The organism is Thermus sp. (assembly GCF_056332225.1).
In genome coordinates this window covers 47193-71392 of the sequence record NZ_JBWGQW010000001.1, presented here as the reverse complement: position 1 = coordinate 71392, position 24200 = coordinate 47193, and the positions used below count along the sequence as shown (strand labels likewise).

At 69.0% G+C, this 24200-nt stretch carries 24 protein-coding genes and 1 pseudogene; 15 read left to right on the top strand and 10 right to left on the bottom strand.

What is annotated here, in order from left to right; all coding sequences use genetic code 11:
- Positions 1-6 precede the first annotated feature (6 nt).
- The gene (locus tag AC01Y6_RS00455; RefSeq protein WP_428715295.1) at positions 7-543 is read right to left on the bottom strand and encodes a phosphoribosyltransferase family protein; all 537 of its coding nucleotides are present in this window, start codon (positions 541-543) and stop codon (positions 7-9) included.
- A 22-nt stretch (positions 544-565) separates the two neighbouring features.
- Between AC01Y6_RS00455 and AC01Y6_RS00450 the strand changes: the two genes are divergently transcribed.
- Both AC01Y6_RS00450 and AC01Y6_RS00445 read left to right on the top strand, forming a co-directional pair.
- Positions 566-994: a bifunctional nuclease family protein gene (locus AC01Y6_RS00450; RefSeq protein ID WP_428715296.1), complete on the top strand. Its 429-nt coding sequence runs from the start codon at positions 566-568 to the stop codon at positions 992-994.
- A gap of 3 nt (positions 995-997) precedes the next feature.
- Positions 998-1762 (top strand): metallophosphoesterase, encoded by a 765-nt coding sequence (locus AC01Y6_RS00445; RefSeq protein WP_347241737.1) that lies wholly within the window; start codon positions 998-1000, stop codon positions 1760-1762.
- On the opposite strand, the gene AC01Y6_RS00440 is transcribed toward AC01Y6_RS00445, so the two are convergent.
- Both AC01Y6_RS00440 and AC01Y6_RS00435 read right to left on the bottom strand, forming a co-directional pair.
- Positions 1743-2066 (bottom strand): histidine triad nucleotide-binding protein, encoded by a 324-nt coding sequence (locus AC01Y6_RS00440; protein WP_476669765.1) that lies wholly within the window; start codon positions 2064-2066, stop codon positions 1743-1745. The two genes, AC01Y6_RS00445 and AC01Y6_RS00440, sit on opposite strands and share 20 nt — an antisense overlap.
- 10 nt (positions 2067-2076) lie before the next feature.
- The gene (locus tag AC01Y6_RS00435; RefSeq protein ID WP_347241735.1) at positions 2077-3375 is read right to left on the bottom strand and encodes a MiaB/RimO family radical SAM methylthiotransferase; all 1299 of its coding nucleotides are present in this window, start codon (positions 3373-3375) and stop codon (positions 2077-2079) included.
- A gap of 140 nt (positions 3376-3515) precedes the next feature.
- Here AC01Y6_RS00435 and AC01Y6_RS00430 point away from each other — a divergent pair, with 140 nt between their 5' ends.
- From AC01Y6_RS00430 to AC01Y6_RS00415, 4 genes are read left to right on the top strand one after another with little or no spacing between them, the layout of a single operon-like run.
- Positions 3516-7724 (top strand): adenosylcobalamin-dependent ribonucleoside-diphosphate reductase, encoded by a 4209-nt coding sequence (locus AC01Y6_RS00430; RefSeq protein ID WP_476669763.1) that lies wholly within the window; start codon positions 3516-3518, stop codon positions 7722-7724.
- Between the two features lie 19 nt (positions 7725-7743).
- Positions 7744-8343, top strand: a complete 600-nt coding sequence (locus AC01Y6_RS00425; protein ID WP_347241733.1) for a phosphoribosylanthranilate isomerase — start codon at positions 7744-7746, stop codon at positions 8341-8343.
- Between the two features lie 7 nt (positions 8344-8350).
- Positions 8351-9148 carry an inositol monophosphatase family protein gene (locus AC01Y6_RS00420; protein ID WP_428720739.1) on the top strand — a complete coding sequence of 266 codons (798 nt, stop codon included), beginning with the start codon at positions 8351-8353 and terminating at the stop codon, positions 9146-9148.
- 4 nt (positions 9149-9152) lie between these two features.
- On the top strand, positions 9153-9632 hold the full coding sequence (locus AC01Y6_RS00415; protein ID WP_428720740.1) for a flavin reductase family protein: 480 nt from the start codon (positions 9153-9155) through the stop codon (positions 9630-9632).
- On the opposite strand, the gene AC01Y6_RS00410 is transcribed toward AC01Y6_RS00415, so the two are convergent.
- Positions 9629-10003 (bottom strand): M67 family metallopeptidase, encoded by a 375-nt coding sequence (locus tag AC01Y6_RS00410; RefSeq protein ID WP_428715304.1) that lies wholly within the window; start codon positions 10001-10003, stop codon positions 9629-9631. The genes AC01Y6_RS00415 and AC01Y6_RS00410 overlap by 4 nt on opposite strands.
- 56 nt (positions 10004-10059) lie before the next feature.
- Between AC01Y6_RS00410 and AC01Y6_RS00405 the strand changes: the two genes are divergently transcribed.
- The 5 genes from AC01Y6_RS00405 (at position 10060) to AC01Y6_RS00385 (ending at position 17512) form a co-directional block, all read left to right on the top strand.
- Positions 10060-12036 (top strand): elongation factor G, encoded by a 1977-nt coding sequence (locus tag AC01Y6_RS00405; protein ID WP_476669761.1) that lies wholly within the window; start codon positions 10060-10062, stop codon positions 12034-12036.
- Positions 12037-12927 carry an AAA family ATPase gene (locus tag AC01Y6_RS00400; RefSeq protein ID WP_476669759.1) on the top strand — a complete coding sequence of 297 codons (891 nt, stop codon included), beginning with the start codon at positions 12037-12039 and terminating at the stop codon, positions 12925-12927. It abuts the gene before it with no gap.
- Entirely contained in the window at positions 12924-15317 is a 2394-nt protein-coding gene (ppsA, locus tag AC01Y6_RS00395) for a phosphoenolpyruvate synthase (RefSeq protein ID WP_476669757.1), read from the top strand. Before AC01Y6_RS00400 ends, ppsA begins: the two co-directional genes overlap by 4 nt.
- Before the next feature lie 88 nt (positions 15318-15405).
- Entirely contained in the window at positions 15406-16080 is a 675-nt protein-coding gene (locus tag AC01Y6_RS00390) for a response regulator transcription factor (protein ID WP_347241726.1), read from the top strand.
- Positions 16081-16105: 25 nt separating this feature from the next.
- On the top strand, positions 16106-17512 hold the full coding sequence (locus AC01Y6_RS00385; RefSeq protein WP_476669756.1) for a sensor histidine kinase: 1407 nt from the start codon (positions 16106-16108) through the stop codon (positions 17510-17512).
- On the opposite strand, the pseudogene AC01Y6_RS00380 reads toward AC01Y6_RS00385, so the two are convergent.
- The 6 genes and pseudogenes from AC01Y6_RS00380 to AC01Y6_RS00355 form a co-directional block, all read right to left on the bottom strand.
- Positions 17466-17672: pseudogene (locus AC01Y6_RS00380) on the bottom strand (DUF2089 family protein); the annotation flags it as partial. The gene AC01Y6_RS00385 and the pseudogene AC01Y6_RS00380 overlap by 47 nt on opposite strands.
- Entirely contained in the window at positions 17673-18425 is a 753-nt protein-coding gene (ccsA, locus tag AC01Y6_RS00375; RefSeq protein WP_476669755.1) for a cytochrome c biogenesis protein CcsA, read from the bottom strand.
- Entirely contained in the window at positions 18422-19537 is a 1116-nt protein-coding gene (hemA, locus tag AC01Y6_RS00370; RefSeq protein WP_428719537.1) for a glutamyl-tRNA reductase, read from the bottom strand. The genes ccsA and hemA overlap by 4 nt, the downstream gene beginning before the upstream one ends.
- 45 nt (positions 19538-19582) lie before the next feature.
- Entirely contained in the window at positions 19583-20263 is a 681-nt protein-coding gene (locus tag AC01Y6_RS00365; protein ID WP_476669754.1) for a uroporphyrinogen-III synthase, read from the bottom strand.
- Positions 20235-20600: a carboxymuconolactone decarboxylase family protein gene (locus tag AC01Y6_RS00360; protein WP_476669753.1), complete on the bottom strand. Its 366-nt coding sequence runs from the start codon at positions 20598-20600 to the stop codon at positions 20235-20237. The genes AC01Y6_RS00365 and AC01Y6_RS00360 overlap by 29 nt, the downstream gene beginning before the upstream one ends.
- Positions 20597-21256 carry an HAD family hydrolase gene (locus AC01Y6_RS00355; RefSeq protein WP_428719534.1) on the bottom strand — a complete coding sequence of 220 codons (660 nt, stop codon included), beginning with the start codon at positions 21254-21256 and terminating at the stop codon, positions 20597-20599. The genes AC01Y6_RS00360 and AC01Y6_RS00355 overlap by 4 nt, the downstream gene beginning before the upstream one ends.
- Before the next feature lie 308 nt (positions 21257-21564).
- On the opposite strand from AC01Y6_RS00355, the gene purB reads away from it, so the two are divergent.
- The 4 genes from purB to purC are packed head-to-tail and all read left to right on the top strand — an operon-like array spanning position 21565 to position 24199.
- Complete coding sequence (purB, locus tag AC01Y6_RS00350; RefSeq protein ID WP_476669751.1) at positions 21565-22875, top strand: adenylosuccinate lyase; 1311 nt, start codon at positions 21565-21567, stop codon at positions 22873-22875.
- A gap of 9 nt (positions 22876-22884) precedes the next feature.
- On the top strand, positions 22885-23112 hold the full coding sequence (locus AC01Y6_RS00345) for a DUF433 domain-containing protein (RefSeq protein ID WP_008633096.1): 228 nt from the start codon (positions 22885-22887) through the stop codon (positions 23110-23112).
- Complete coding sequence (locus tag AC01Y6_RS00340) at positions 23109-23474, top strand: DUF5615 family PIN-like protein (protein WP_347241717.1); 366 nt, start codon at positions 23109-23111, stop codon at positions 23472-23474. Before AC01Y6_RS00345 ends, AC01Y6_RS00340 begins: the two co-directional genes overlap by 4 nt.
- A 35-nt stretch (positions 23475-23509) precedes the next feature.
- Entirely contained in the window at positions 23510-24199 is a 690-nt protein-coding gene (gene purC, locus AC01Y6_RS00335; RefSeq protein WP_476669749.1) for a phosphoribosylaminoimidazolesuccinocarboxamide synthase, read from the top strand.
- Position 24200: the final 1 nt, after the last annotated feature.

Below are 24200 nucleotides of genomic sequence, written 5' to 3'. Positions count from 1 at the left end.
CTCCTCCTATTCCGGCTTGAAAAGGGGAAGATGGCCCAGGGCGATGACGTCCTGGCGAGGGGTACCCTCGGTGAAGACGGCGAGCACCGCCACCACCTCTCCCCCCACGCTCTCGATGAGTTCCCTGAGGCCCGCCAGGGTGGAGCCCGTGGAGACCACGTCGTCCACGATGGCCACCTTTTTACCCCGGATGAGGGGAACGTCCGCCCCGTCCAGCACCAGAAGCTGGGGCTTCCCCGTGGTGATGGAGAGCACCTGGCGGCTTACGGGGTTGATCATGTAGGGCTTCTCCGTCTTGCGGGCCACCACGTAGGGCTTGCCCGTGATGCGGGAAAGGGCGTGGGCCAGGGGCACGGCCTTGACCTCCGGGGTGACCAGGGTTTCCGCCTCCGGGGGCAAGCGTTTGGCTAGCTCCTCCGCCGCCGCCTCGGTGAGCTCGGTGTCGCCCAAGAGGTTCAAAAGGGCCACGGCCACATCCGGCCCCACCTGGACAATGGGAAGCTCCCGCTTGACCCCAGCGATCTCCACAGGGTAGGTCCTCACGGGCCCAGTCTATACTGAAGGCATGCTGAGCGCCAAGATTGAAACCCTGGGCGTGGACCCCCAAAACGGCAGCGTGGTGGTCCTGCTCAGGACGGAGAACGATAAGCTTTTACCCATCGTCATCGGTCCCCTCGAGGCCCACCACATCGTGGTGGCCCTGCAAGGGGAAAAGCCCCCAAGGCCCCTCACGCCGGACCTCCTCCTCTCGGTGATGGAGATGCTCCAGGCTAAACTGAGGCGGGTGGAGATCATTGACCTTAGGGACGGCACCTTCTACGCCCGCCTCATCCTGGAGCACCGGGGGATTGAGCTGGAGGTGGACGCCCGCCCCTCCGACGCCATGGCCCTGGCCTTAAGGGCGGGGGCGCCCATCCTGGTGGCGGAGGAGGTGGTGGAGAAGGCGGGGGTAGAGGAGGCGAGCCTCAAGCCCCACGGGGCCGCGGAAGCCTAGACCTTGCGCCGGTTTCTCCCCTTTCTCCTCCTCTTCTCCCTGGCCCTGGGCCAGCGGCTTGCGGTCCTGGGAGACTGGGGGGCGAACACCTGGGGGCGGGCCCAGGTGGCGGCCCTCCTCCAAAGGGAGCACGCCCATAGCCCCCTCACGGCCCTCCTCACCGCCGGGGACAACTTCTACCCTAGGGGCGCCGTGGTGGAGGCCTTCCTGAAGGAGCTTCCCCCCGTTCCCCTCTACCCCGCCTTCGGCAACCACGACGCCCCAAGCCTTAGGGCGCAGCTCAAGCGCTTCGGGCTGGAGAGGCCCTACTACCGGGTCCGGTTCGGGGGCCTCGAGGCCTTCGTCCTCTACACGGAAGGCGACCTCAAGGCCCAGCGGGCCTGGCTGGAGGAGGCCCTCCAAAGCTCCACCGCTCCCCTGAAAGCCCTCCTCCTCCACCGCCCCCTCTACTCCTCGGGGCTCCACGGGGGAAGCCCCGCCTTAAGGAGCCTCCTGGAGCCCCTCCTCCGGCGGCACGGGGTGGCCCTGGTCCTCGCGGGCCACGACCACCACTACGAGCGCCTGGAGGTGGGCCCCACCACCCACTTGGTGGTGGGGGGCGGGGGCGCGGGGCTCTACCCCACCCGGCCGCCCCTCCCCTGGAGCCGGGCCCTGGCCGTGGCCCACCACGCCCTCTTCCTGGAGGTGGGGCGGGAGGGCCTTTTGGGCTACGCCCTGGACCCCGCGGGGAGGGTCTTGGACCGCTTCCTCATCCCCAGCCCCCCATGACGTGCACGTGCACGTGGAAGACCTCCTGCCCCCCCTTTTCCCCCACGTTCACCTGGACGCGGTAGCCCTCGAGGCCCAGGTGCCGCGCCACCCGGCCCACGGTGCGGAAAAGGGCCCCGAGCTTCCTCTCCCCTTCCTCGGTGTCGGGGTAGTCGGAGAGCTTCTCCACGTGCTCCTTGGGCACCACCAGGACGTGCACCGGGGCCTTGGGCCTTATATCGTGGAAGGCCACGAAGGCCTCGTCCTCGTAGACCTTCCTGGAGGGGAGCTCCCCGGCGATGATGCGGCAGAACACGCACTCCATGGAAGGCATCCTACCGCACGGGAAGCTCCAGGGGCCCCTTGACCCCCTCCACCCGGCCCAAAAGGACGTACCCCTCCACCCCCAGGACCCGGGCCCAGACCGTCTCCCCGGGGCGGGCCTCCCCGGAAAGCCGGGCCTCGTAGTAGTCGGGGGTGTGGCCTAAGGCCTCGCCCCCCTGGACCCTTTCCACCAGGACCTCCACCCGCTCCCCGAGCTTAGGCCGGACCCGCTCCTCCGCCAGGCGCTGGGCCAGGGCGATGAGCTCCTTGGTGCGGCGCCTCCTCACCTCCGGGGGCACCTGGGGCATGGAGGCCGCCCGGGTCTTGGGCCTCGGCGTGTAGGTGAAGGCGTGGACCCGGGTGGGCCTGAGCTCCTCCAGGAAGGCCAGGGTCTCGCGGTGCTCCTCTTCGGTCTCCGTGGGGAGGCCCGCGATGACGTCGGTGGTGAGGGCGAAGCCGGGGATGAGCTCGTAGGCCCGCCGCACCAGGTCCCGGTAGTAGGCCTTATCGTAGCGGCGGCCCATGAGCTTGAGGAGCCGGTCCGAGCCCGTCTGCAAGGAGAGGTGGAGGTGGGGCCTGACCTCGGGAGCGTAGCGGCCAATGGTCCTCAGGAGGTCCTCCCCCGTGTCCTCGGGTTCTATGGAGGAAAGCCGCACCTTGGCCCCCAGGTGGTAAAGGTCCTCCACGAGCCCCGCGAGGCCCCGGGGGTGCCCCCGGTAGCTCCCGAGGCGCACCCCGGTGAGGACGATCTCCCGGATCCCCATGCGGAGAAGGGCCTCGGCCTCGGCCAGGGCCTCCCGGTAGTCCCGGTGGCGCTCCTTGCCCCTAAGCCTCGGGATGATGCAGTAGGCGCAGCCCGCCTGGCACCCGTCCTGCACCTTCAGGAAGGCCCGCACCCGGCTGTTTAAAAGCCCCCTTTCCCCCGCCCCCCAGAACTCGTTGGGCGGGGTGGTGATGGGGTCGGAGGGGAGGCCAAAGCGCTCCAGGATCACCCGGGGAAGCTCGGCCTTGCGGGCGTTGGGCACCACCGCGTCCGCCCCGAGCTCCTTTAGGACCTCGGGGGCGAGCTCGGCGTAGCACCCCGTGACCACGATGAAGGCCTCGGGGTTGTACCGCCTGGCCCGGCGCACCTCCTTGCGGGTGTCCGCCTCCGCCGTGGTGGTGACGGCGCAGGAGTTGATGACCACGAGGTCCGCCCCCCCGGCCTCCACGGGGACCACCTCGGGCTCCAGCGCCTTGAGAAAGCCCAAAAGGGCCTCGGTCTCCACCTGGTTCACCTTGCACCCCAGGGTGCGAAAGGCGGCGCGCATCCTTTCCATTCTGGTAACCTTTAGAAGCCCCGTCAACCGCCCGGGCCAGAGTGTGGTCCCCCCCACTTGCCGTGAAAACCCAAGGAGTAGTAGCATCCTGCCACCTAACCCCAAGATCTGGGGGTTATTAGGGAGGACCTATGGAGCGACCCTTCTTTGACGAGCACGCCCAGGCCATCGCCAAGCGCCAGTACCTCCAGCCCGGGGACGGGGACATCCTGGGCATGTTCCGCCGGGTGGCCCGGGAGATCGCCAAGCCCGAGAAGCCCGAGGAAAGGGCCTACTGGGAGGAGAAGTTCTACGAGCTCATGAGCACCAAGCGCTTCTCCCCGGGGGGCCGGATCCTCGCCGGGGCGGGCACCGCCCACGGCAACCTCCTCAACTGCTTCGTCCAAGGGGCCACGGAGAACCCCCCCGAGAGCTTCGCGGGCATCATGGAGGTGGCCAAGAAGCTCGCCCTGGTCACCAAGGTGGGGGGCGGAAACGGGGTGAACCTGGACCCCTACCGCTCCAAGGGGGCGGGCAGGCGCCGGGAGGTGCGGGGCGTGGCCTACCTCTCGGCGGAGCACCCGGACCTCGAGGACTTCCTCCGGGGCCTCATGCGCCCCCCCACCAACCCCGATGGGCCCAAGGAGGAGATCCGGCTCAAGAACTTCGCCCGGGTGGTCTACGGAAAGCTCTCCCCCGAGCTCATGGCCCTGGCGGAAGAGCGGGGGGTGGGGGTGGTGGAGGAACCCCCCAAGGAGCGCATCCTGGTCCCCGACGACATGGGGGGCATCGTGGAGGCCGCCCGCGAGGCCGCGGACCTGGCCCGGAGGGGCCTCACCCCCCACGTGGACTTCTCCCTCCTCCGCCCGGAAGGAGCCCCCATCCGGGGAAGCGGGGGGACGAGCTCGGGGCCGGTGAGCTTTCTCTTTGAGCTCTTTGACAACTTCCTGGAGTGGGCCGCCCTGGGAGCGGAAGGGGCGGGCCCCGTGGCCACCCTGCGCTACGTGTACGCCCCGGTCCTCCGGGTGGTGCGGCAGGGGGGGTGTCTCCACCCCGATACCCTGGTCCACACCGACCGGGGCACGCTACGCCTTCGGGAGATCGTGGACCCCTTCCTTCGGGGCTGGCAGCCCCACGCCCTAAGTGTGGCCACCGACGAGGGCTGGCGGCGAAGCCCCGAGGGGTACAACAACGGCGTAGCCTCCACCCTCCGGGTGGTCCTGGAAAATGGCCTCGAGGTCCAAGGGACCCCTAATCACAAGCTCAAGGTTCTCCGAGAAGACGGGACGCGGGCCTGGGTGGAACTGCAGGACCTCAGACCCGGGGACTGGGTGATCTGGGTGCTGGACGAGCACACGGGGACCCCAGTCCAGCTCGCCCCCCTGGACGAACCCCTCCACCCCAACGCCACCCCCGTCCGCACCCCGGAGGTGCTCACCGAGGACCTGGCCTTCCTGCTGGGGTTCTTCTTCGGAGAGGGCTTCGTGAGCGGGGACCGGATCGGCCTCTCCGTCCACGAGGAAGAGCCTATGCGGGAAGAGGTCAAGCGCCTCTTCCGCGAGCTCTTCGGGTTGGAGCTCCGGGAAGAGCGGAAGCCGGGGGACCGGAGCGTCACCTTAGTGGCCCAGAGCCGTCACCTGGTCACCTGGCTCAGGAAGAACGGCCTTCTCAAGGGGAAGGCCCACGAACTGGAGGTCCCCAGGGCCATCCGTCAAAGCCCCCGCCCCGTCCTCGCCGCCTTCCTCCGGGGCCTCTTTGAGGCCGATGGTACCCTTACCGCAGGTTACCCCATGCTGACCACCGCCTCCAAACGCCTGGCCCAGGACGTAATGGTCCTCCTGGGGGGACTGGGTATCCCCTCCAAGCTCCTCCGCTACAACCCCCTGCCGGGGCGCTTCTCCAAGGCCGAACACTACCGGGTCCGGGTGGTCACCGCCAAGGGCCTGGAGCGGTACCTGGAGAGGATCGGGGTGCCCAAGGGCTCTCGCTTGGAAGCTCTCTACGAGAGGCAGCCCGACACCCGGAGGGAGTCCAGCTGGCCCCTGCCCCACGCCGAAGGGTTGCTGAAGCCTCTCTTGGCGGTGGCGGAGAAGGGCAAGAAGGGCCACGCCTCCCCCTACACCCCCTTGCGGAAGGACCTCCTCCGGTATATCCGGGGCGAGCGTCGGCTCACCGCCACGGGGTACGCTATGGTCCTGGAAAAGGCGCAGGACCTGGGCCTGGAGGCCGAACCCTTTCCCTTCAACGAGTACTACGTGCAGGTGGCCTCCGTGGAGCCAGGCGGGGCAATCCTCACCCTGGACCTCTCCGTGGATGAGAACCACACCTACCTCGCCAACGGCCTGGTGAGCCACAACACCCGCCGCGGCGCGGGGATGGCCACCCTCTCCATTGACCACCCCGACCTCCTGGACTTCCTCACCGCCAAGGACCTGGACCGGGAGAAGGCCGAGGGGGACATCTCCACCTTCAACATCTCCGTCCTGGTCACCGAGGCCTTCATGAAGGCCCTGGAGGAGGACGCCCTCTGGCCCGTGACCCCCGTGGAGGTGCCGGGGAAGTACTACCCCTACCCCCTGGAGGGCCCCTACACGGGCAGGCTCCCCGAGCTTCCCGAGCGGGCCGATGGCGCCAAGCCCATCCCCCTCTATGGGGGGAAGGTCCCCGCCCGGTGGCTCTGGCACGAGATCGCCTGGCACGCCTGGGCCACGGGGGAGCCGGGCCTCATCTTCGTGGACCGGGTCAACGAGTTCTCGGCCCTGAAGGGCTTGGGGCCCCGTTATTGGATTCGCTCCACCAATCCCTGCGGTGAGATCCCGCTCACCATGGGCGAGCCCTGCGACCTGGGGGCCCTGAACCTCGCCGCCTACGTGAAGGACGGGGCCTTCCAGATGGAGGAGTTCCGCAAGGACGTCCACACCGCCGTCCGCTTCCTGGACAACGTCCTGGACGTGAACAGGTTCGCCCTCCCCGACAACGAGGAGGCGGCGAGGCGGCTCAGGCGGCTTGGCCTAGGGGTCATGGGCCTGGCGGACGCCCTCATCAAGATGGGCCTCCCCTACGCCTCGGAGGAGGCCCGGGAGAAGGTCTACGAGATCATGTCCGCTCAAAGGGAGGAGGCCATCCGGGCCTCCGAGGCCCTGGCCGAGGAAAGGGGCGTCTTCCCCCTCTACGAGGAACACCGGGAGTACTTCCAGGCCTTAGGCGTCCGCCCACGGCGCAACGTGGCCCTCCTCACCGTGGCCCCCACGGGGACCACCAGCATGCTCATGGGGGTCTCCTCGGGGATTGAGCCCGTCTTCAGTCCCTTCGTCTGGCGCAGGATCGGCGGGGAGTACAAGCCCCTCCTCCACCCCCTCTTCGTGGAGCTCATGGAGGCCTACCCGCCCGCCCCTGGCTTCGCCAAGGACGGGAAGTGGGACTGGGAGAAGATCGTGGAGGAGATCCAGAAGGACGGCCACGGTTCCGTGCAAAATCTCCCCTTCGTCCCCGAGCCCATCCGGCGGGTCTTCCAGTGCGCCCACGACATCCACCCCTTGGACCACGTGCGCATGCAGGGGGCGGTGCAGCGGGCCTTTGACGCCGAGGGGTACGCCGGGAACTCCCTCTCCAAGACCATCAACCTTCCAAACCACGCCTCGGTGGAGGACGTGGAGGCCGCCTACCTCGAGGCCCACCGCACGGGGTGCAAGGGGATCACCGTCTACCGGGACGGCTCCCGGGAGTTCCAGGTGCTCACGGTGAAGAAGGAGGAGAAGAAGGCCGAGGCGCATACAGAAGGGGAGGAAAAAGCGCGGGACATCCCCTTCCAAGCCCACGAACCCCCCAGGCAACCCCAGGCAGGGGAGCCCGTCTACGAACGTCCGGGCCGCCTCATGGGCTTCACGGACATGGTGAAGCTCATGACCCCCGAGGGGCAGAAGCGGAGCTTCCTGGTGACGGTGAACGTGTTGGAGGGGAAGCCCATAGAGGTCATCCTCACCTCGGGGAAAGCGGGGGACGAGGCCAACGCCGACTCCGAGGCCCTGGGCCGGGTGGTCTCCATCGCCCTGCAGCACGGGGTGCCCCCCGAAGCCCTCATCCGCACCCTCCGGGGCATCAACGGGGGGCTTTACGGCACCTACCAGGGGCGGCTCGTCTCCAGCAAGGCGGACCTCATCGCCGTGGCCCTGGAGACCATCCCCGAGGCCCTGAAGGGAAGCGCCCCCGCGCCCTCCCTAAAGGAGCCCCTCCCCGCCCTCTCCGGCGGGGGGCTTGTCCTCCCCGGGGCCGAGAAGTGCCCGGTGTGCGGGGAGAAGGCCCTGGTGCGGGAGGAGGGGTGCTGGAAGTGCCAGGTCTGCGGCTACTCTAAGTGCGGCTGAGGGCCTTTATACTGGCCCCGTGCGGGTCAAGATCTGCGGCCTCACCCGCCTTCAAGACGCCCTCCTGGCCGAGGAACTCGGGGCCTTCGCCCTGGGCTTCGTCCTCGCCCCGGGCTCCAGGAGGCGGGTGGAGCCCGGGGCCGCCCGCGCCATCTCCCGGGCCCTCGGGCCCTTCGTGGTGCGGGTGGGGGTCTTCCGGGACCAGCCCCCCGAGGAGGTCCTTAGGGCGATGGAGGAGGCCCGCCTCCAGGTGGTCCAGCTCCACGGGGAGGAGCCCCCGGAGTGGGCCGAGGCCGTCGGGCGCTTTTTCCCCGTCATCAAGGCCTTTTCCCTCAAGGGCCCGGCGCGGCCCGAGTGGGCGGACTACCCCGCGGAAGCCCTCCTCCTGGACAGCCCCGCCCCGGGAAGCGGCCAGGCCTACCCCCGGGAGTGGGCCAGGCCCCTCCTGGAAAGGGGCCTGAGGGTCATCCTGGCCGGGGGCCTGACCCCGGAAAACCTGGGGGAGGCCCTGGCCCTAAAGCCCTACGCCATAGACCTGGCGAGCGGGGTGGAGGAGGCCCCGGGGGTGAAGAGCGAGGCCAAGCTCAGGGCTCTTTTCCAGAGGCTCCGGGGCCTATGATAGAAGGGTGATCGGCAAGGGTCATCCCTTCTTTCCCCATCTTGAAACCATGCTGGAGGCGGCCCGCCTGGCCCGGGGCATCCACCACTATTACCTGGAAAAAGGCTTCACCCACGGGACCAAGTCGGGCCCCACCGACCTCGTCACCCAGGCGGACCGGGAGGCGGAGGAGGCCATCAAGACCCTTCTCCTAGAGCGCTTTCCCGAGGCGGGCTTCCTGGGCGAGGAAGGGGGAAGCGAGGGGAACGCCGCCTTGCGCTTCATCGTGGACCCCCTGGACGGCACGGTGAACTACGCCCACGGCTTCCCCTTCTACGGGGTCTCCCTGGCCCTCGAGGCCGAGGGGGTCATCCAGGCGGGAGTGGTCATGGACACCGCCCGGGGGGAGACCTTCTACGCCCTTAGGGGCGAGGGGGCCTACCTGGACGGGAGGCCCATCCGGGTCACCGGGAGGGGGGAGCTCCTTGGAAGCCTTCTCGCCACGGGCTTCCCCTACGACGTGGCCCAGGACCCGGAGAACCTCACCTACTTCGCCCGGGCCCTGAGGCGGGGGCTTTTGGTCAGGCGCCCGGGGGCCGCCGCCCTGGACCTGGCCTACGTGGCCGCGGGGCGGCTGGAGGGCTTCTGGGAGGTGAAGCTGAACCCCTGGGACGTGGCCGCGGGCTGGCTCTTGGTGGAGGAGGCGGGGGGCAGGGTCACGGACCTTACGGGAAAGCCCTACACCCTGGGAAACCGGTACATCGTGGCCACCAACGGCCGGATTCACGAAGCCCTCCTAGAGGCCCTCCTCACCGAGGTAGAATAGGGCCATGGACCTCGAGGCCAAGAAAAAGGTCCTCCGGAGCTTCACCTACGGGCTCTACGTCCTCACGGCGAGGGACGGCGAGGAGATGGCCGCCGGGACGGTGAACTGGGTCACCCAGGCCTCCTTCCAGCCCCCCCTCGTGGCCCTGGGGGTCAAGCGGGACAGCCACCTCCACGCCCTCATAGAGCGCACGGGCAAGCTCGCCCTCATGACCCTGGCCCAGGACCAGAAGGCCATCGCCCAGGACTTCTTCAAGCCCACGGTGCGGGAAGGGGACCGCCTGAACGGCCACCCCTTCGCCCCCTCCCCCACCTTCGGCCTCCCCCTCCTCACCGAGCTCCCCTACTGGCTCGAGGCCGAGGTGCGCCACCTCTACCCGGGCGGGGACCACAGCCTGGTGCTGGCCGAGGTGGTGGAGGCCGGGGTGCGCTACGAGGCCAGGCCCCTCGTCATGTGGGACACGGGCTGGTTCTACGGGGGCTAGAGGAGGACCACCTCCACCTCCCGCCCCTCGGGGAGGAGGAAGGCCCGGAAGCCGTCGGTGCCGAAGATCACGTAGGGCACCCTCCAGCGGGCCTCTTTGAGGTCGGTGGGGCTCGGGAGGGCGGGGCCCTTGGGGTGGGAGTGGTAGATGGCGAGGAGGGCAAGCCCCTCCCGCTCCAGGGCCTTCAGGGCCTTTAGGAGGGCCAGGGGCTCGGCCAGGTAGCCCGTGAGGGGGCTAGGGTGGACGTTGGGCAGGGGGATGACCCGCTCCACCTCGCGCCTCCCCGCCCAAAGCCCCACCCCCTCCCTGGGGGCCTCGCCCTTAAGGTGGGCCTCCGTTTCCCGAAGGAGCCTCCGCGGCAGGTAAAGCACCTGGGACAATCGCCCCCTCCTTGGCCCTATACTATGGGCACCAAGAAGGAGGCGCCATGATCCGAACCGTGGCCCTGGTAGGGCACGCAGGCAGCGGCAAAACCACCCTCACCGAGGCCCTGCTTTTCCACACGGGGGCCAAGGAGCGCAGGGGCCGGGTGGAAGAAGGCACCACCACCACGGACTACACCCCCGAGGCCAGGCTCCACCGCACCACGGTGCGCACCGGGGTCGCCCCCCTCCGCTACCGGGGCCACCGGGTCTTCCTCCTGGACGCCCCGGGCTACGGGGACTTCGTGGGGGAGATCCGGGGGGCCCTGGAGGCCGCGGACGCCGCCTTGGTGGCGGTCTCGGCGGAAAGCGGGGTGCAGGTGGGCACGGAACGGGCCTGGACCGTGGCGGAGAGGCTCGGCCTTCCCCGCATGGTGGTGGTCACCAAGCTGGACAAGGGCGGGGACTACTACGCCCTCCTCCAGGACCTGAGGAGCACCCTGGGCCCCATCCTCCCCATAGACCTCCCCCTCTACGAGGGGGGGGAGTGGGTGGGGCTCATTGACGTCTTCCACGGGAAGGCCTACCGCTACCAGGAGGGGCGGGAAGTGGAGGTGGCGGTCCCCCAAGAGGAAAGGGAAAGGGCGGAGCGCTTCCGCCAGGAGGTCCTCGAGGCCATCGTGGAAACCGACGAGGGCCTCTTGGAGAAGTACCTGGAGGGGGAGGAGGTCACGGGGGAGGCCCTGGAGAAGGCCTTCCACGAGGCGGTGCGGAGGGGCCTCCTCTACCCCGTGGCCCTGGCCTCGGGGGAGGCGGGGATCGGGGTGCTTCCCCTTCTGGACCTCGTCCTGGAGGCCCTCCCCTCCCCCACGGAGCGCTTCGGGGATGGCCCCCCCTTGGCCAAGGTCTTCAAGGTCCAGGTGGACCCCTTCATGGGCCAGGTGGCCTACGTGCGCCTCTACCGGGGAAGGCTCAGGCCCGGGGACAGCCTCCAAAGCGAGGCGGGGCAGGTGCGCCTCCCCCACCTCTACGTGCCCATGGGGAAGGACCTCCTGGAGGTGGAGGAGGCGGAGGCGGGCTTCATCCTCGGGATCCCCAAGGCGGAGGGCCTCCACCGGGGCATGGTCCTCTGGCAAGGGCCTAGGCCGGAAAGCGAGGAGGTGCCCTTCGCCCGCCTCCCCGAGCCCAACGTGCCCGTGGCCCTCCACCCCAAGGGGCGCACGGACGAGGCCCGGCTGGGGGAGGCCCTGAGGAAGCTCCTCGAGGAGGACCCGAGCCTGAAGATAGAGCGCCAGGAGGAGACGGGGGAGCTCCTCCTTTGGGGCCACGGGGAGCTTCACCTCACCACGGCCAAGGAGCGCCTCTCGGACTACGGGGTGGAGGTGGAGTACTCCCTCCCCAAGGTGCCCTACCGGGAGACCATAAGAAGGGTGGCCGAGGGCCAGGGCAAGTACAAGAAGCAGACCGGGGGGCACGGCCAGTACGGGGACGTGTGGCTGAGGCTTGAGCCCGCCCCCGAGTACGCCTTTGAGTGGCGCATCACCGGCGGGGTCATCCCCAGCAAGTACCAGGAGGCCATAGAGGAGGGGATCAAGGAGGCGGCCAAGAAGGGAGTGCTGGCGGGCTTTCCCGTGATGGGCTTCAAGGCCATCGTCTACAACGGCTCCTACCACGAGGTGGACTCCTCGGACCTCGCCTTCCAGATCGCCGCGAGCCTCGCCTTCAAGAAGGTAATGGCCGAGGCGAACCCCGTGCTCTTGGAGCCCATCTACCGCCTCAAGGTCCTCGCCCCCCAGGAGCGGGTGGGGGACGTCCTCTCCGACCTCCAGGCCCGGCGGGGAAGGATCCTGGGCATGGAGCAGGAGGGGGCCTTGAGCGTGGTCCACGCCGAGGTGCCCCTGGCCGAGGTCCTGGAGTACCACAAGGCCCTCCCCGGCCTCACCGGGGGGGCGGGGGCCTACACCCTGGAGTTCAGCCACTACGCCGAGGTCCCCCCGCACCTCGCCCAGAGGATCGTCCAGGAGCGGGCCCAGGAGGGCTAGGTGGCCTTGGAACGGCTTCGGGAAGCCCTGGGGGAGGCCCTCTTCGGCCAGGAGGAGGTCATAGAGGCCCTCCTCGCCGTCCTCCTCGCCCGGGGGCACGCCCTTTTGGAGGGGATGCCGGGCCTGGGCAAGACCCTCCTCGCGGAAAGCCTGGCCCGGGCGAGCGGCCTCGCCTACAAGCGCATCCAGTTCACCCCGGACCTCCTCCCCCAGGACCTCACGGGGAGCGAGGTCTTCCGGGAAGGCCGCTTTGAGTTCGTGAAGGGCCCCCTCTTCGCCCAGGTGGTCCTGGCGGACGAGATCAACCGGGCGCCCCCCAAGGTGCAGTCGGCTCTTCTGGAGGCCATGCAGGAAAGGGCGGTGACCGCAGGGGGCGTGCGCCACCCCTTGCCCGAGCCCTTCTTCGTCCTCGCCACGCAAAACCCCCTGGAGCTGGAGGGCACCTACCCCCTGCCCGAGGCCCAGCTGGACCGCTTCACCGCCAAGATCCCCTTCCGCCCCCCGAGGCGGGAGGTGTGGCTAAGGATCCTCACCGAGGAGCCCAAGACCCCGGAGCCGGTGGAGGTGGACCTCCTCAAGGCCCAGGAGGAGGCGGGGGAGGTGCGGGTGGCCAGGGAGGCCCTTTTGGCCATCACCCACGTGGCCTTCCTCACAGAGGAGGACCGGCGCCTCCGCATGGGGCTTTCCCCCAGGGGGGCCAAGGCCTGGCTGGCCCTGGCCAAGGCCCTCGCCTACCTGCGGAAGAAGCCCTTCGTGGACTGGAAGGAGCTCAGAGACGCCGCCTTCCTCGCCCTCCCCCACCGCCTCTTTCTCACGGAGGAGGCCCTTTACGAGGGGGAAAGGGCCGAGAGGGTGCTGGAGGAGGCCTTAAAGAAGGGAGGGATCCCATGAGATGGGTGCGGTTTTTCCACGAGGTGGGCCTGGAGGACGTCCCCCTGGTGGGGGGCAAGAACGCCTCCCTGGGGGAGATGATCCGGGAGCTTTCCCCCTTAGGGGTGAAGGTGCCGGAAGGCTTCGCCACCACCAGCGAGGCCTACCGGTATTTCCTCCGGCACAACGGCCTCGAGGAGGCCATCGCCAAGGAACTCAAGGGGCTGGACCCGGAGGACCCCAAGGCCCTGGAGAGGGCGGGCCGCCGCCTACGGAACCTCATCCTCAAGGGCGAATACCCCCAAGACCTCCGGGAGGAGATCCTCGAGGCCTACCGCAGGCTCTCCCAGGAGGCGGGGGAGGAGGAGATCCCGGTGGCCGTGCGCTCCAGCGCCACCGCCGAGGACCTCCCCACGGCGAGCTTCGCCGGGCAGCAGGAAAGCTTTCTCTACGTCCAAGGGGAAGAGGACCTCCTCCTCCACGTGAAGCGGGCCATGGCGAGCCTCTTCACGGCGCGGGCCATCAGCTACCGGTCCCACATGGGATTTGACCACCTCAAGGTGGCCCTCTCCGTGGGGGTCCAGCGCATGGTGCGGGCGGACAGCGCCGCAAGCGGGGTCATCTTCACCCTGGACCCCGACACCGGCCACCGGGGCTTCGTCTACCTCACGGCCATCTACGGCCTCGGCGAGAACATCGTCCAGGGCCGGGTGGTCCCGGACGGCTACTACGTGCACAAGGAGACCTTCCGCGAGGGCTTCCGGGCCGTGGTCTATAAGCGGCTCGGCGCCAAGGAGCTCACCCTGGCCTTTGACCCCAGGGAAGGGAGGCTCAAGAACCGCCCCACGCCCCTCTACCTGCGGAACCGCTTCGCCCTAAAGGACGAGGAGGTCCTCCTCCTCGCCGACTGGGCCCTGAAGATTGAGGACCACTACTCCAAGAAGCGGGGAAGCCCCACCCCCATGGACATTGAGTGGGCCAAGGACGGCCCCACGGGGGAGCTCTTCGTCCTCCAGGCCCGGCCCGAGACCGTCCACTCGCAAAAGGCCCCGGTCCTCCGCGTCTTCCGCCTCCTAAAGAAGGGCGAGGTCCTGGCGGAGGGGCTCGCCGTGGGCGAGGCCATCGCCCAGGGCCGGGCCCGCGTCCTCAAGGACCCCAAGGAGATGGACCGCTTCCAGGAGGGGGAGGTCCTGGTCACGGAGACCACCAACCCCGACTGGGAGCCCATCATGAAGAAGGCGGCGGCCATCGTCACCGAAAGGGGCGGGCGCACCTCCCACGCGGCCATCGTGGCCCGGGAGCTGGGGGTGCCCGCGGTGGTGGGGGCGGTGGGGGCCACCCGGCTGGTCCCCGAGGGGGAGGAGGTCACGGTCTCCTGCGCCGAGGGGGAGGTGGGGCGGGTCTACCGGGGGAGGCTCCCCTTTGAGGTGGAGGAGATCCGCCCCGAGGCCCTGCCCAAGACCCGGACCAAGATCCTGGTGAACGTGGGCACTCCGGAGGAGGCCCTGAAGGCGAGCCTCCTCCCCACCGAGGGGGTGGGCCTTCTCCGGATGGAGTTCGTCTTCGCGAGCCACGTGCGCGTCCACCCCCTGGCCCTCACCCGGTTTGAAACTCTCCCTAAGGAGGTGCGCCGCCAGGTGGAGGAGGCCACCGAGGCCTACCCCGACAAGCGGGCCTACTTCGTGGAGCGCCTGAGCGAGGGCATCGGCCTCATCGCCGCCGCCTTCCACCCGAGGCCCGTTCTCCTCCGCTTCTCCGACTTCAAGACCAACGAGTACGCCCGCCTCCTCGGGGGGCACCTCTTTGAGCCCAAGGAGGAGAACCCCATGCTGGGGTGGCGGGGGGCGAGCCGCTACTACCACCCGGACTACAAGGAGGGCTTCCTCCTGGAGGTGGCCGCGGTGAAGCGGGTGCGGGAGGAGATGGGCTTAAGGAACCTTCACGTGATGGTCCCCTTCTGCCGCACCCCGGAGGAGGGGGAGAAGGTCTTGGAGGCCATGGCGGAAGGGGGCCTCAGGCGGGGGGAGGGCGGGCTCCAGGTCTACGTGATGGCGGAGATTCCCGCCAACGTCCTCGAGGCCGAGGCCTTCGCCGAGCTCTTTGACGGCTTCTCCATCGGCTCCAACGACCTCACCCAGCTCGCCCTGGGCCTGGACCGGGACTCGGAGCGGGTGGCCCACCTCTTTGACGAAAGGCGGGAGACGGTGAAGCGCCTCGCGGCCATGCTCATTGAGAAGGCCCACGCCAAGGGGAGGCCTGTGGGCATCTGCGGCCAGGCCCCCTCGGACTACCCCGAGTTCGCCGCCTTTTTGGTGGAAAGGGGCATAGACTCCCTGAGCCTCAACCCGGACGCCCTCTTGCGCACGGTGCGGGAGGTGGCGGAGGTGGAAACGAGGCTCGGAATCGGATAGCTTGGCCAGCCTGCGAGCGCCCCCGCCCTTTTTCGCGAACCGGGCCCCGCACCTGGCTTTCTCATGAGAAAGTGAGTACCATGGGGGCATGGAACCCCCTCTGATCCTCATCGTGGAGGACGAGAAGGACATCGCCCGCTTCATTGAGCTTGAGCTCCAGGCCGAGGGCTACCGCACCGAGGTGGCCCACGACGGCATCACCGGGCTTTCCAAGTTCCGGGAGGTGAACCCAAACCTGGTGATCCTGGACCTGATGCTTCCCGTCATGGACGGGATTGAGGTGGCCAAGCGCATCCGCAAGACCTCCAACGTCCCCATCCTCATCCTCACCGCCAAGGACCGCGTGGAAGACAAGGTGGCCGGCCTAGACGCCGGGGCCGACGACTACCTGGTGAAGCCCTTTTCCATAGAGGAGCTCCTCGCCCGGGTGCGGGCCCACCTCCGCCGGGTCACCCCGGCCATCACCGGGGAGATCCGGGTGGCGGACCTCATCATCAACCTCGAGGGCCGGGAGGTCTTCCGGGGCGGGCGGCGGGTAGAGCTTTCCAACAAGGAGTTTGAGCTCCTGGAGCTCCTCGCCAAGAACCCCGGCAAGGTCTTCAGCCGCTACGAGATCGAGGAGAAGGTCTGGCCCGGCTACCAAGGCGGGAGCAACGTGGTGGACGTCTACATCGGCTACCTGCGCAAGAAGCTGGAGGCCGGGGGGGAGCGCCGCCTCATCCACACGGTGCGGGGGGTGGGGTACGTCCTCAGGGAGGACTGAGCCCAGGCCCGCCCAACCCCCCGGCATGACCCTCAGGACCCGGATCACCCTCCTCACGGCGGGGCTTCTCCTCGTGGCCCTCCTGGTCTTGGGCTTCGCCCTGGAAGGCCTTCTCAGGAGCTTCCTCTACCGGAACCTCCGGGGGGAGCTCCTAGAGGCCAGCAACCAGGTGGTGCGCCTTCTCAACCTCGGGGGGCAGGCCCTCCTGGAGGCGGGCCTCCCGCCGAGCCTCTACGCCGAGGTCCAGCTCCTCCCCGAGGAAAACCCCGCCCTTTTGGCCAAGGAAGGGGGCATCAGCCTGCAGAAAAGCCCCGCCCTGGGGCAGGGAAGGCTTCTCCTGGGCGAGGCCCAGTACCGCGCCCTCCTGGAAAAGGGCGAGGTCTGGGCCCAGGTGGCCCTTCCCCGGGAGGGAAGCCCCTTGCGCCTTTTGGTCTACGCCCGCCGGGTGGAGGTGAACCTCTCCGGGGCGGTGTGGAAGGGGGCCCTTTTGGTGGGCAAGCCCACGGAGGACCTCGAGGCCACCCTCAGCCAGTTCGCCCGCATCTACGCCGGGACCGCCCTCCTCGTCCTCCTCCTGGTCCTGTTCCTGGCCCGAAGGCTCGTGGCCCGGGCCCTGGAGCCCCTGGAGTGGGCGGCCCGCAAGGCCGAGGCCATGAGCGCCCGCCCCGAGCCCCTGCCCGAGCCGGAGACCGAGGACGAGGTGGCCGCCTTGGTCAAGGCCCTGAACGGGATGCTCTCCCGGATGCAGGAGGCCTTTGAGGCCCAGACCCGCTTCCTCCAGGACGCCTCCCACGAGCTCAGGACCCCCGTCACCGCCATCCTGGGGCACGTGGGCTACCTCCTCCGCCGCACCCCCCTCACCGAGGCCCAGCGGGAGAGCCTCGAGGTGGTGAAGCGGGAGGCGGAGCGCATGGGCAAGCTGGTCTCCGACCTCCTGGACCTCTCCCAAAGCGGCACTTGGAGGATCCGCCCCGTGCCCGTGCGGGTCTTAGACCTCCTGGAAGAGGTGCGGGAGGAGTTCGCCAAGAGCTTTGAGGGGGAGATCCGGGTGGAGGCCCCCGAGGAGCTTTACGTCCTGGGGGACCCCGACCGGCTCCACCAGGTCATGGCCAACCTGGTCTCTAACGCCCTCAAGGCGGGGGCGAGGCGGGTCTGGCTCAAGGCCTTTGACCTGGGGGGTAAGGCCATCGTGCGGGTGGAGGACGACGGGGAAGGGATCCCCGAGGAGCACCTCCCCCACCTCTTTGAACGCTTCTACCGGGTGGACAAGGCCCGGGACCGGGAAAGGGGCGGCTCGGGCCTCGGCCTCGCCATCGTGAAGGCCATCCTCGAGGCCCACGGGGGGGAGGTCTGGGTGGAGAGCCAGGTGGGCAAGGGGACGGCTTTCAGCTTTTCCCTTCCCGCAAGCGGGCCACCGCCTCCTCCAGGCTGATCTCCCCCCGCCTCAGGGCCTCCAGGACCTGTAGGCGGTCCTCCTCCCCGTCTTCCTCCTCGTACCCCAGGGCCTTGAGGAGGGCGTCCAGCCGGGCCCGCACCGTGGGGTAGGACACCCCCAGGATGCGCTCCACCTCCTTGAGGTTCCCTCTACCTTTTCAAAAAGGAAGCCTCGAGGGGTGCCGGGAGCCTAAAAAGGGCGCCCCCAGGAAGGCGAAGAGGAGAAGGCCGTAGGCGAGGAGAAGAACCCCGGCCCGCGAAAGACCCCGAAGCCTCTCCTCCAGGAGGAAGTAAAGGGTGAGGAGGAGCCAGCCCAAGAGGGCGGGGACCTCCTTGGGGTCCGGGCTCAATGGGCTTCCGAAGTAGCCGAAGGCCCAGGCCATGCCGCTCGCGAGCCCCAGGGTGGCCGCCACGTACCCCACCCGCAGGTACCCCCGCTCCAGGCGCCTCAGGCTCCAGAGGGGAGCGCTCCCCACCGCCCGCTCGGGGGCCCGGCGCAGGCGCAGGTCCTGCAGGGCGCACATCGCCCCCGCCCCCACCCCCACGCTCAAGGCGAGGTAGGCCACGAGGAAGGCCCCCCCGTGGAGGAGGGAGAGGAAGGGGGAGAGGCCCTCCCCCGGGTGGGGCAGGGCCTTGAGGGCGAAAAGCCCAAGGAGGAGGGAAAGGAGGGCCAGATAGCGCCCGAGAGGGGCGAGCCAGGGCCTCTCCAAAAGGGTGGCCCCCCTTAGGGCGAGCAGCCCCCCAAGGAGGAGGGCAGGTTGGGCAGGGCCGGAAAAAGGCCCCTTGAAGAGGGCATCGGCCAGGGCCGCCCCCAGGTAAACAAGGGCCCCCCACCCCATTCCCCGGGGCCAGAAAAGCCCTAGCGCCAGGAGCACCACCCCGAGGAGGGCCAGGGGGCTCGCCGGGGTCATGGCCGGGCCTGGGCCTTGAGGGCCAGGATCAGGGGGTGGGCCCGGCGGCCCGCCTCCTTGCGCCAGGTGAGGGGGTCGGCCCCGGGCAGCTCCCGGGCCACCTCCTGAAAAAGACGCTCCTCCAGAGCGCGAATGGCCTCCCGCACCCGGTGGCCCGCGTACCACTCCAGGTAGTCGGCGAGGGCCTTCTCCACCAGGGCCTCCACCTTGGGCACCTCCCCCTCCCTGGCCCTAAGGTTCCTCTCCACCACCCGCTCCAGGTCGTCCAGGTTGTAGAGGTAGGCGTGGGGGAGGCGGCCCACCCGCGGGTCTATGTTCCGGGGCAGGGCGATGTCTATGAGGAAGAGGGGCTTGGCCCTTTTAGGCAGGTCCTCGGGCCCCACCAGGTAGTGGGGAGCCGCCGCCGAGGCCACCACCAGGTCCGCCTGGCGGAGGACCTGGGGAAGGGCGGGAAGGCCGAAGGCCTCCCCGCCAAAGCGCTCCGCCAGGGCCCTCGCCCTTTCCTCGGTGCGGTTCACCACCAGCACCCGCCCCACCCCGTGGGCCTTGAGGTGGGTGAGGAAAAGCTCCGCCATCTCCCCCGCCCCCAGCACGGCCACGGAGAGCCCGGAGAGGTCCCCGTAGACGGCGAGGGCCAGGTCCAAGGCGGCGTAGGCCACGCTCACCGCCCCTGCCCCAATGCCCGTTTCGCTCCGGGCCCTTTTCCCCAGGGCGATGGCGGATTGGAAGGCCTTCTCCAGGAGGCTCTCCGTGGCCCCGTGCTTTCTCGCCAAGAAGAGCGCCTCCCGCACCTGGCCCAGGATCTGGGCCTCCCCCACCACCAGCGAGTCCAGCCCCGCCGCCACCCGGAAGAGGTGGCGCAGGGCCTCCTGGCCCTCCTTCACGTAGAGGTGCCGGGGAGCCACCCCCCTTTTTAGGAGGAGGGCCTTGGCCCTCTCGGGGCTCCCCACCCCGTAGAGCTCCGTGCGGTTGCAGGTGGAGAGGACCACCCCCTTGCCCAGGGCGGAAAGGGCGGCGGGCAGGCCCACCACGGGGTCCAAAGAGGCCCGCTCCCGCACCTCCACGGGAGCGGTCTTGTGGGAGAGGCCCACCAGGTAGAGGGGCAGGGCCATATTCCTCCCCGAGAGTATACGCCAAGGGCGTAGGGACGGAAGCCCCTACCGCCCGAGGACCCGGAGGATGGCCCGGAAGAGGCCCTCGAGGCCCGGGCTTTCCGCCTCCACCACGGGAAAGCCGAGCCGCCTCGCTTCCTCCCCGGTGCTTGGGCCGATGGCGGCCGCTTGGGGGCGCCTTTTCGTCCAGCGGGCGAAGGCCCTGGCCCCGCTCGGGCTGAAGAAGGCCACCACCTCCGCCCGCTCCAAAAGGGCCACCTCCTCGGGGGCGAGGTCCCTTTCCCGGGTGGCGTAGACCTCCTCGCGCTCCGCCAGGACCCCCCTCGCCCTAAGCCCCTCCTCCAGGTCCCGCCCCGCCAGATCCCCGGCCACGAAGAGGACCCGCCTCGCCTCGGGGAAGCCCTGGGCCAGGTCCCGGGCCGTGGCCCTTTCCGGCACGAAGGCGGGGAAAAGCCCCCCTTCCGCCAAGACCTTCCCCGTGCCCTCCCCCACCGCCGCCACCCTGAGGAAGGGGCGGCCCGCCTCCTCCCAGGCCCGAAGGAGGCGCTTCGCCCCCTCCTTGGAGGTCACGGCCACGTAGTCCCACCCCTCCTTAAGCCTTTGGGGCAGGCGGGCGAGGGCGGGGAGGTCCACCTGCTCCAAGAGGGCCACCTCCGCCGCCTCTATCCCGAGGGCGGCGAGCCTGGCGAGAAGCGCCCTATCCTTCCCCCTCGTGAGGAGCACCACGGCCCTTGAGCACCTTCTGGAAAAGCTTCATGGCGGCCAGGGCCCGGGGAAAGCCCAGGAAGAGGGCCGCCTGAAGGATGGCCTCCCGCACCTCCCTTTCCGTGGCCCCCACCCTCAAGGCCCCCTCCAGGTGGGTGGCGAGCTCCTTGGGGCTACCCAGGGCGATGAGGGCGGTGATGGCGAGAAGCTCCCGGGTCTTCAGGTCCAGACCCGGCCTGGCCAGCACCTCCTCGTAGGCGAAGTCCCGGATGTAGCGGAAGAGGTCCCCGTCCGCCTCCTTCAGGGCCTCCTCAATGGCCTCCCGTTTCTCCCCCCAGAGGGCCTCCCGGACGCTCATGGGAGGTAGTCTAGCACCGCCTGAAGCCGGGAAAGGGCCTTGGGGTTTTCCCCCAGGGGGTCAAAGAGGAGGGCCCGCATCCCCACGGCCTCCGCCCCCAGGAGGTCCGCCTCGGAGTCCCCCACGTGCACCGCCTCCTCCGGGGCTACCCCTAGGGCTTGGAGGGCCTCCTGGAAGAGGCGGGGGTCCGGCTTGGCGTAGCCGGAGAAGGCGCTCACCGCGAGGTGGTCAAAGTAGCGCTTTAGGCCCACCACCTCCAGGATCTCGGGGAGGGTGGCGTCCCAGTTGGAGACCACGGCCAGGGGGTAGCCCTCGGCCTTCAGGGCCCTTAGGGTCTCCTCCGCCCCCGGTGCGAGGGGCCAGAGGGCGGGGTCCTTCCAGCGGGCCACGAGCTCTTGGGAAAGGGCCTCGGCGTGGTCCTCGAGGCCCATCCCCGCAAGAAGCCTCCGGTGGAACTCCCGCCAAAGGCCTAAGGCGGTCTCCAGGTCCCGGGCCGAGAGGTGGTGCTCCTCGTAGAAGCGGAAGGCGGCCAAGGCCGCCGCTTTGGGGTCCTTTCTTGGCCTAAGCCCCCTCTCTTCCAAGAAGGGCAGGAGCCAGAAGCGGGGGCTCGCCAGGATCAGGGTGTTCCCCACGTCAAAGGTCAGGGCCCGGACCATGGGCCCAGTCTATACCCTTTACCGCAAGGCCCCCTGGGAAGGCCCCATAAGCTTCCAGGCGATCCTGCAAATCCGCGGATCTCCCACCCCAAGGTCTTCGCTCAAAGGGGTGGTCTCTCCCCGGGCGTGGGAACCGAAAATGGCCAGCTCCCGCACGCCGAAGCGCGCCCGAAGCTCCGGCTTGTTGGGCCAAGATGCGCCGGATCTCGCCCAGGGTCTTCATGGTCTGCTACCCCCTAGAGGGGCCACAACCGTTGGTATACGCTCCCCTCCAGCTTGCTCGCCCGTTCCCTGGTACCCTAAAGGGCATGATCGCCCGCTACCAGACGCCGGAGATGGCCCGCCTCTGGTCGGAGGAGAGCCGCTACCGGATGTGGGCTTGGGTGGAGGCCTACGCCCTCGAGGCCTGGGAAGCCCTGGGGGAGGTGCCTAGGGGCCTTGCGGCGAGGCTTCTCGCCAAGCTTGAGGCAAGGCCCCTGGACGGGGCCTTCGCCCGGAGGGTGGCCGAGCTAGAGGCCGAGACCCGGCACGACCTCGTGGCCTTCACCCGGGCCCTCACCGAGTGGACGGAAGACGAGGAGGTGGGCCGCTACCTCCACCTCGGCCTCACCAGCTCGGACGTGGTGGACACGGCGCAAAACGCCCTTTTGGTCCAGGCCCTGGACCTCGTCCTGGAGGAGCTAAAGGGGGTGGAGGAGGCCCTTAGAGCCCTCGCCCTCCGCTACAAGCGCACCCCCGCCGTCGCCCGCACCCACGGGGTCCACGCCGAGCCCACGAGCTTCGGCCTCCGCTTCCTCTCCTTCCTCGCCGCCTTCCAAAGGGACGAGGAGAGGCTCAAGCGGGCGAGGGAGGCCATCGGGGTGGCCATGCTCTCGGGCTCCGTGGGGAACTACGCCCACGTCCCCCCCGAGGTGGAGGCCCACGTGGCCCAGCGCCTGGGCCTTCTTCCCGAGCCCGTCTCCACCCAGGTGGTCCCCCGGGACCGGCACGCCGAGGTCATGGCGGCCCTCGCCCTCCTGGGCGGCAACCTGGAGCGGGTGGCGGTGGAGCTACGCCACCTCCAGCGCACGGAGGTCCTCGAGGCCCAGGAGCCCTTCCACGAAGGGCAGACGGGAAGCTCCTCCATGCCCCACAAGAAAAACCCCGTGGGCCTGGAGAACCTCACCGGGGTGGCGAGGCTTTTGAGGGGCTACCTCTCCCCCGCCCTGGAGGACATCGCCCTCTGGCACGAGCGGGACATCTCCCACTCCTCGGTGGAAAGGGTCATCCTCCCCGACGCCACCACCCTGGCCCACTACGCCTTGAGGCGCCTCAAGGAAATCCTGAAGGGCCTCGTGGTCCACGAGGAGAACCTAAAGCGGAACCTGGACCTCACCCGGGGCCTCATCTACTCCCAGCGGGTCCTGAACGCCCTCATCGCCCGGGGCCTCTCCCGGGAAAGGGCCTACGCCCTCGTCCAGCGGAACGCCCTGAGGAGCTGGGAGGAGGGGAAGAGCTTCCTGGAACTTCTGGAGGCCGACCCCGAAAACCCCCTCAAGGGGGAGGAGCTAAGGGCCCTCTTTGACCCAAAGCCCTTCCTCCGGCACGTGGACGCCATCTACGCCCGGTTCGGGCTTTAGAATGGGGGCATGCCCCGGTTTAGCCGGATCACCCACGATCCCCGCCTCTTCGGCGGTAAGGCCACCATCCGGGGGATGCGCCTCACGGTGGCAGCCCTGCTCCGGCGGCTGGCCCACGGAGAACGTCCCGAGGACCTCCTCCGGGACTACCCGGAGCTTACCCTCGAGGACATCCGGGAAGCCTTGGCCTACGCCGCTTGGAGGCTGGAGGAAGAAGAGCACGCTTTGAGCCCGTGAAGATCCTGGTGGACATGAACCTCTCGCCGCGCTGGCGGGAAACCCTCCAGGCCTCGGGGTACGAAGCCGTTTGGTGGCGCGACGTGGGCCCGGAAAACGCCCCCGACGAGGTTCTCTTCGCTTGGGCCAGGGAGCGGGGCTATACGGTCCTCACTGCCGATCTGGACTTCGGCCACCTCCTCTCCCTCACGGGAGAGGACGGACCTAGCGTGATCCTCCTCCGCCTCCCCTACACAGAACCCCCTGAGGCCCTACCGCAGGTGCTGGAAGTCTTGAGTCGCTTCTCCGAGGCTTTGCAGCGGGGAGCCCTAGCGGTGATCGGCCCCGAAAAGACGCGGCTTCGCCTCCTGCCGCTACAATGAGGGCAAAGGGCCCCGTGCCCCTTTTGAGGAGAGGCATGGAGAAGCTCTACGAGGGCAAGGCCAAGGTGCTCTACCGGGAAGGCCCGGACACCCTAAGGGTCTACTTCAAGGACGAGGCCACCGCCTTCAACGCAAAGAAGCGGGGGGTGATCCCCGGAAAGGGCGTGGTGAACAACAAGGTCTCCTCGGCCCTCTTCCGCTACCTCGAGGCCCACGGGGTCAAGACCCACTTCCTGGAGGAGGTCTCCGACCGGGAGATGCGGGTGAGAAGGGTGGCGATCCTTCCCCTGGAGGTGATCCTCCGCTATAGGGCCGCGGGAAGCTTCGCCCGGCGCTACGGCCTGGAGGAGGGGACCCCGCTCAGGGCGCCCCTTCTGGAGTTCTCCCTGAAAAACGACGCCCTGGGAGACCCCCTGATCTGCGAGAACGCCGTCCTCGCCCTGGGGCTTGCGGAAGAGGCAGAGCTTGAGGCGGTGAAGGCCACCACCCTCCGGGTGGGGGAGCTCCTTAAGGGCTTCTTCGCCGAGCGGGGCCTGGAGCTCGTGGACTTCAAGCTGGAGTTCGGGAAGGCGGACGGGGAGGTCCTCCTCGCCGACGAGATCAGCCCCGACACCATGCGCCTTTGGGACGAGAAGGGGGAGCCCTTGGACAAGGACCGCTTCCGCAAGGACCTGGGCGGCGTGGAGGAGGCCTACCAAGAAGTGCTGAGGCGCGTCCTGGGGTAGA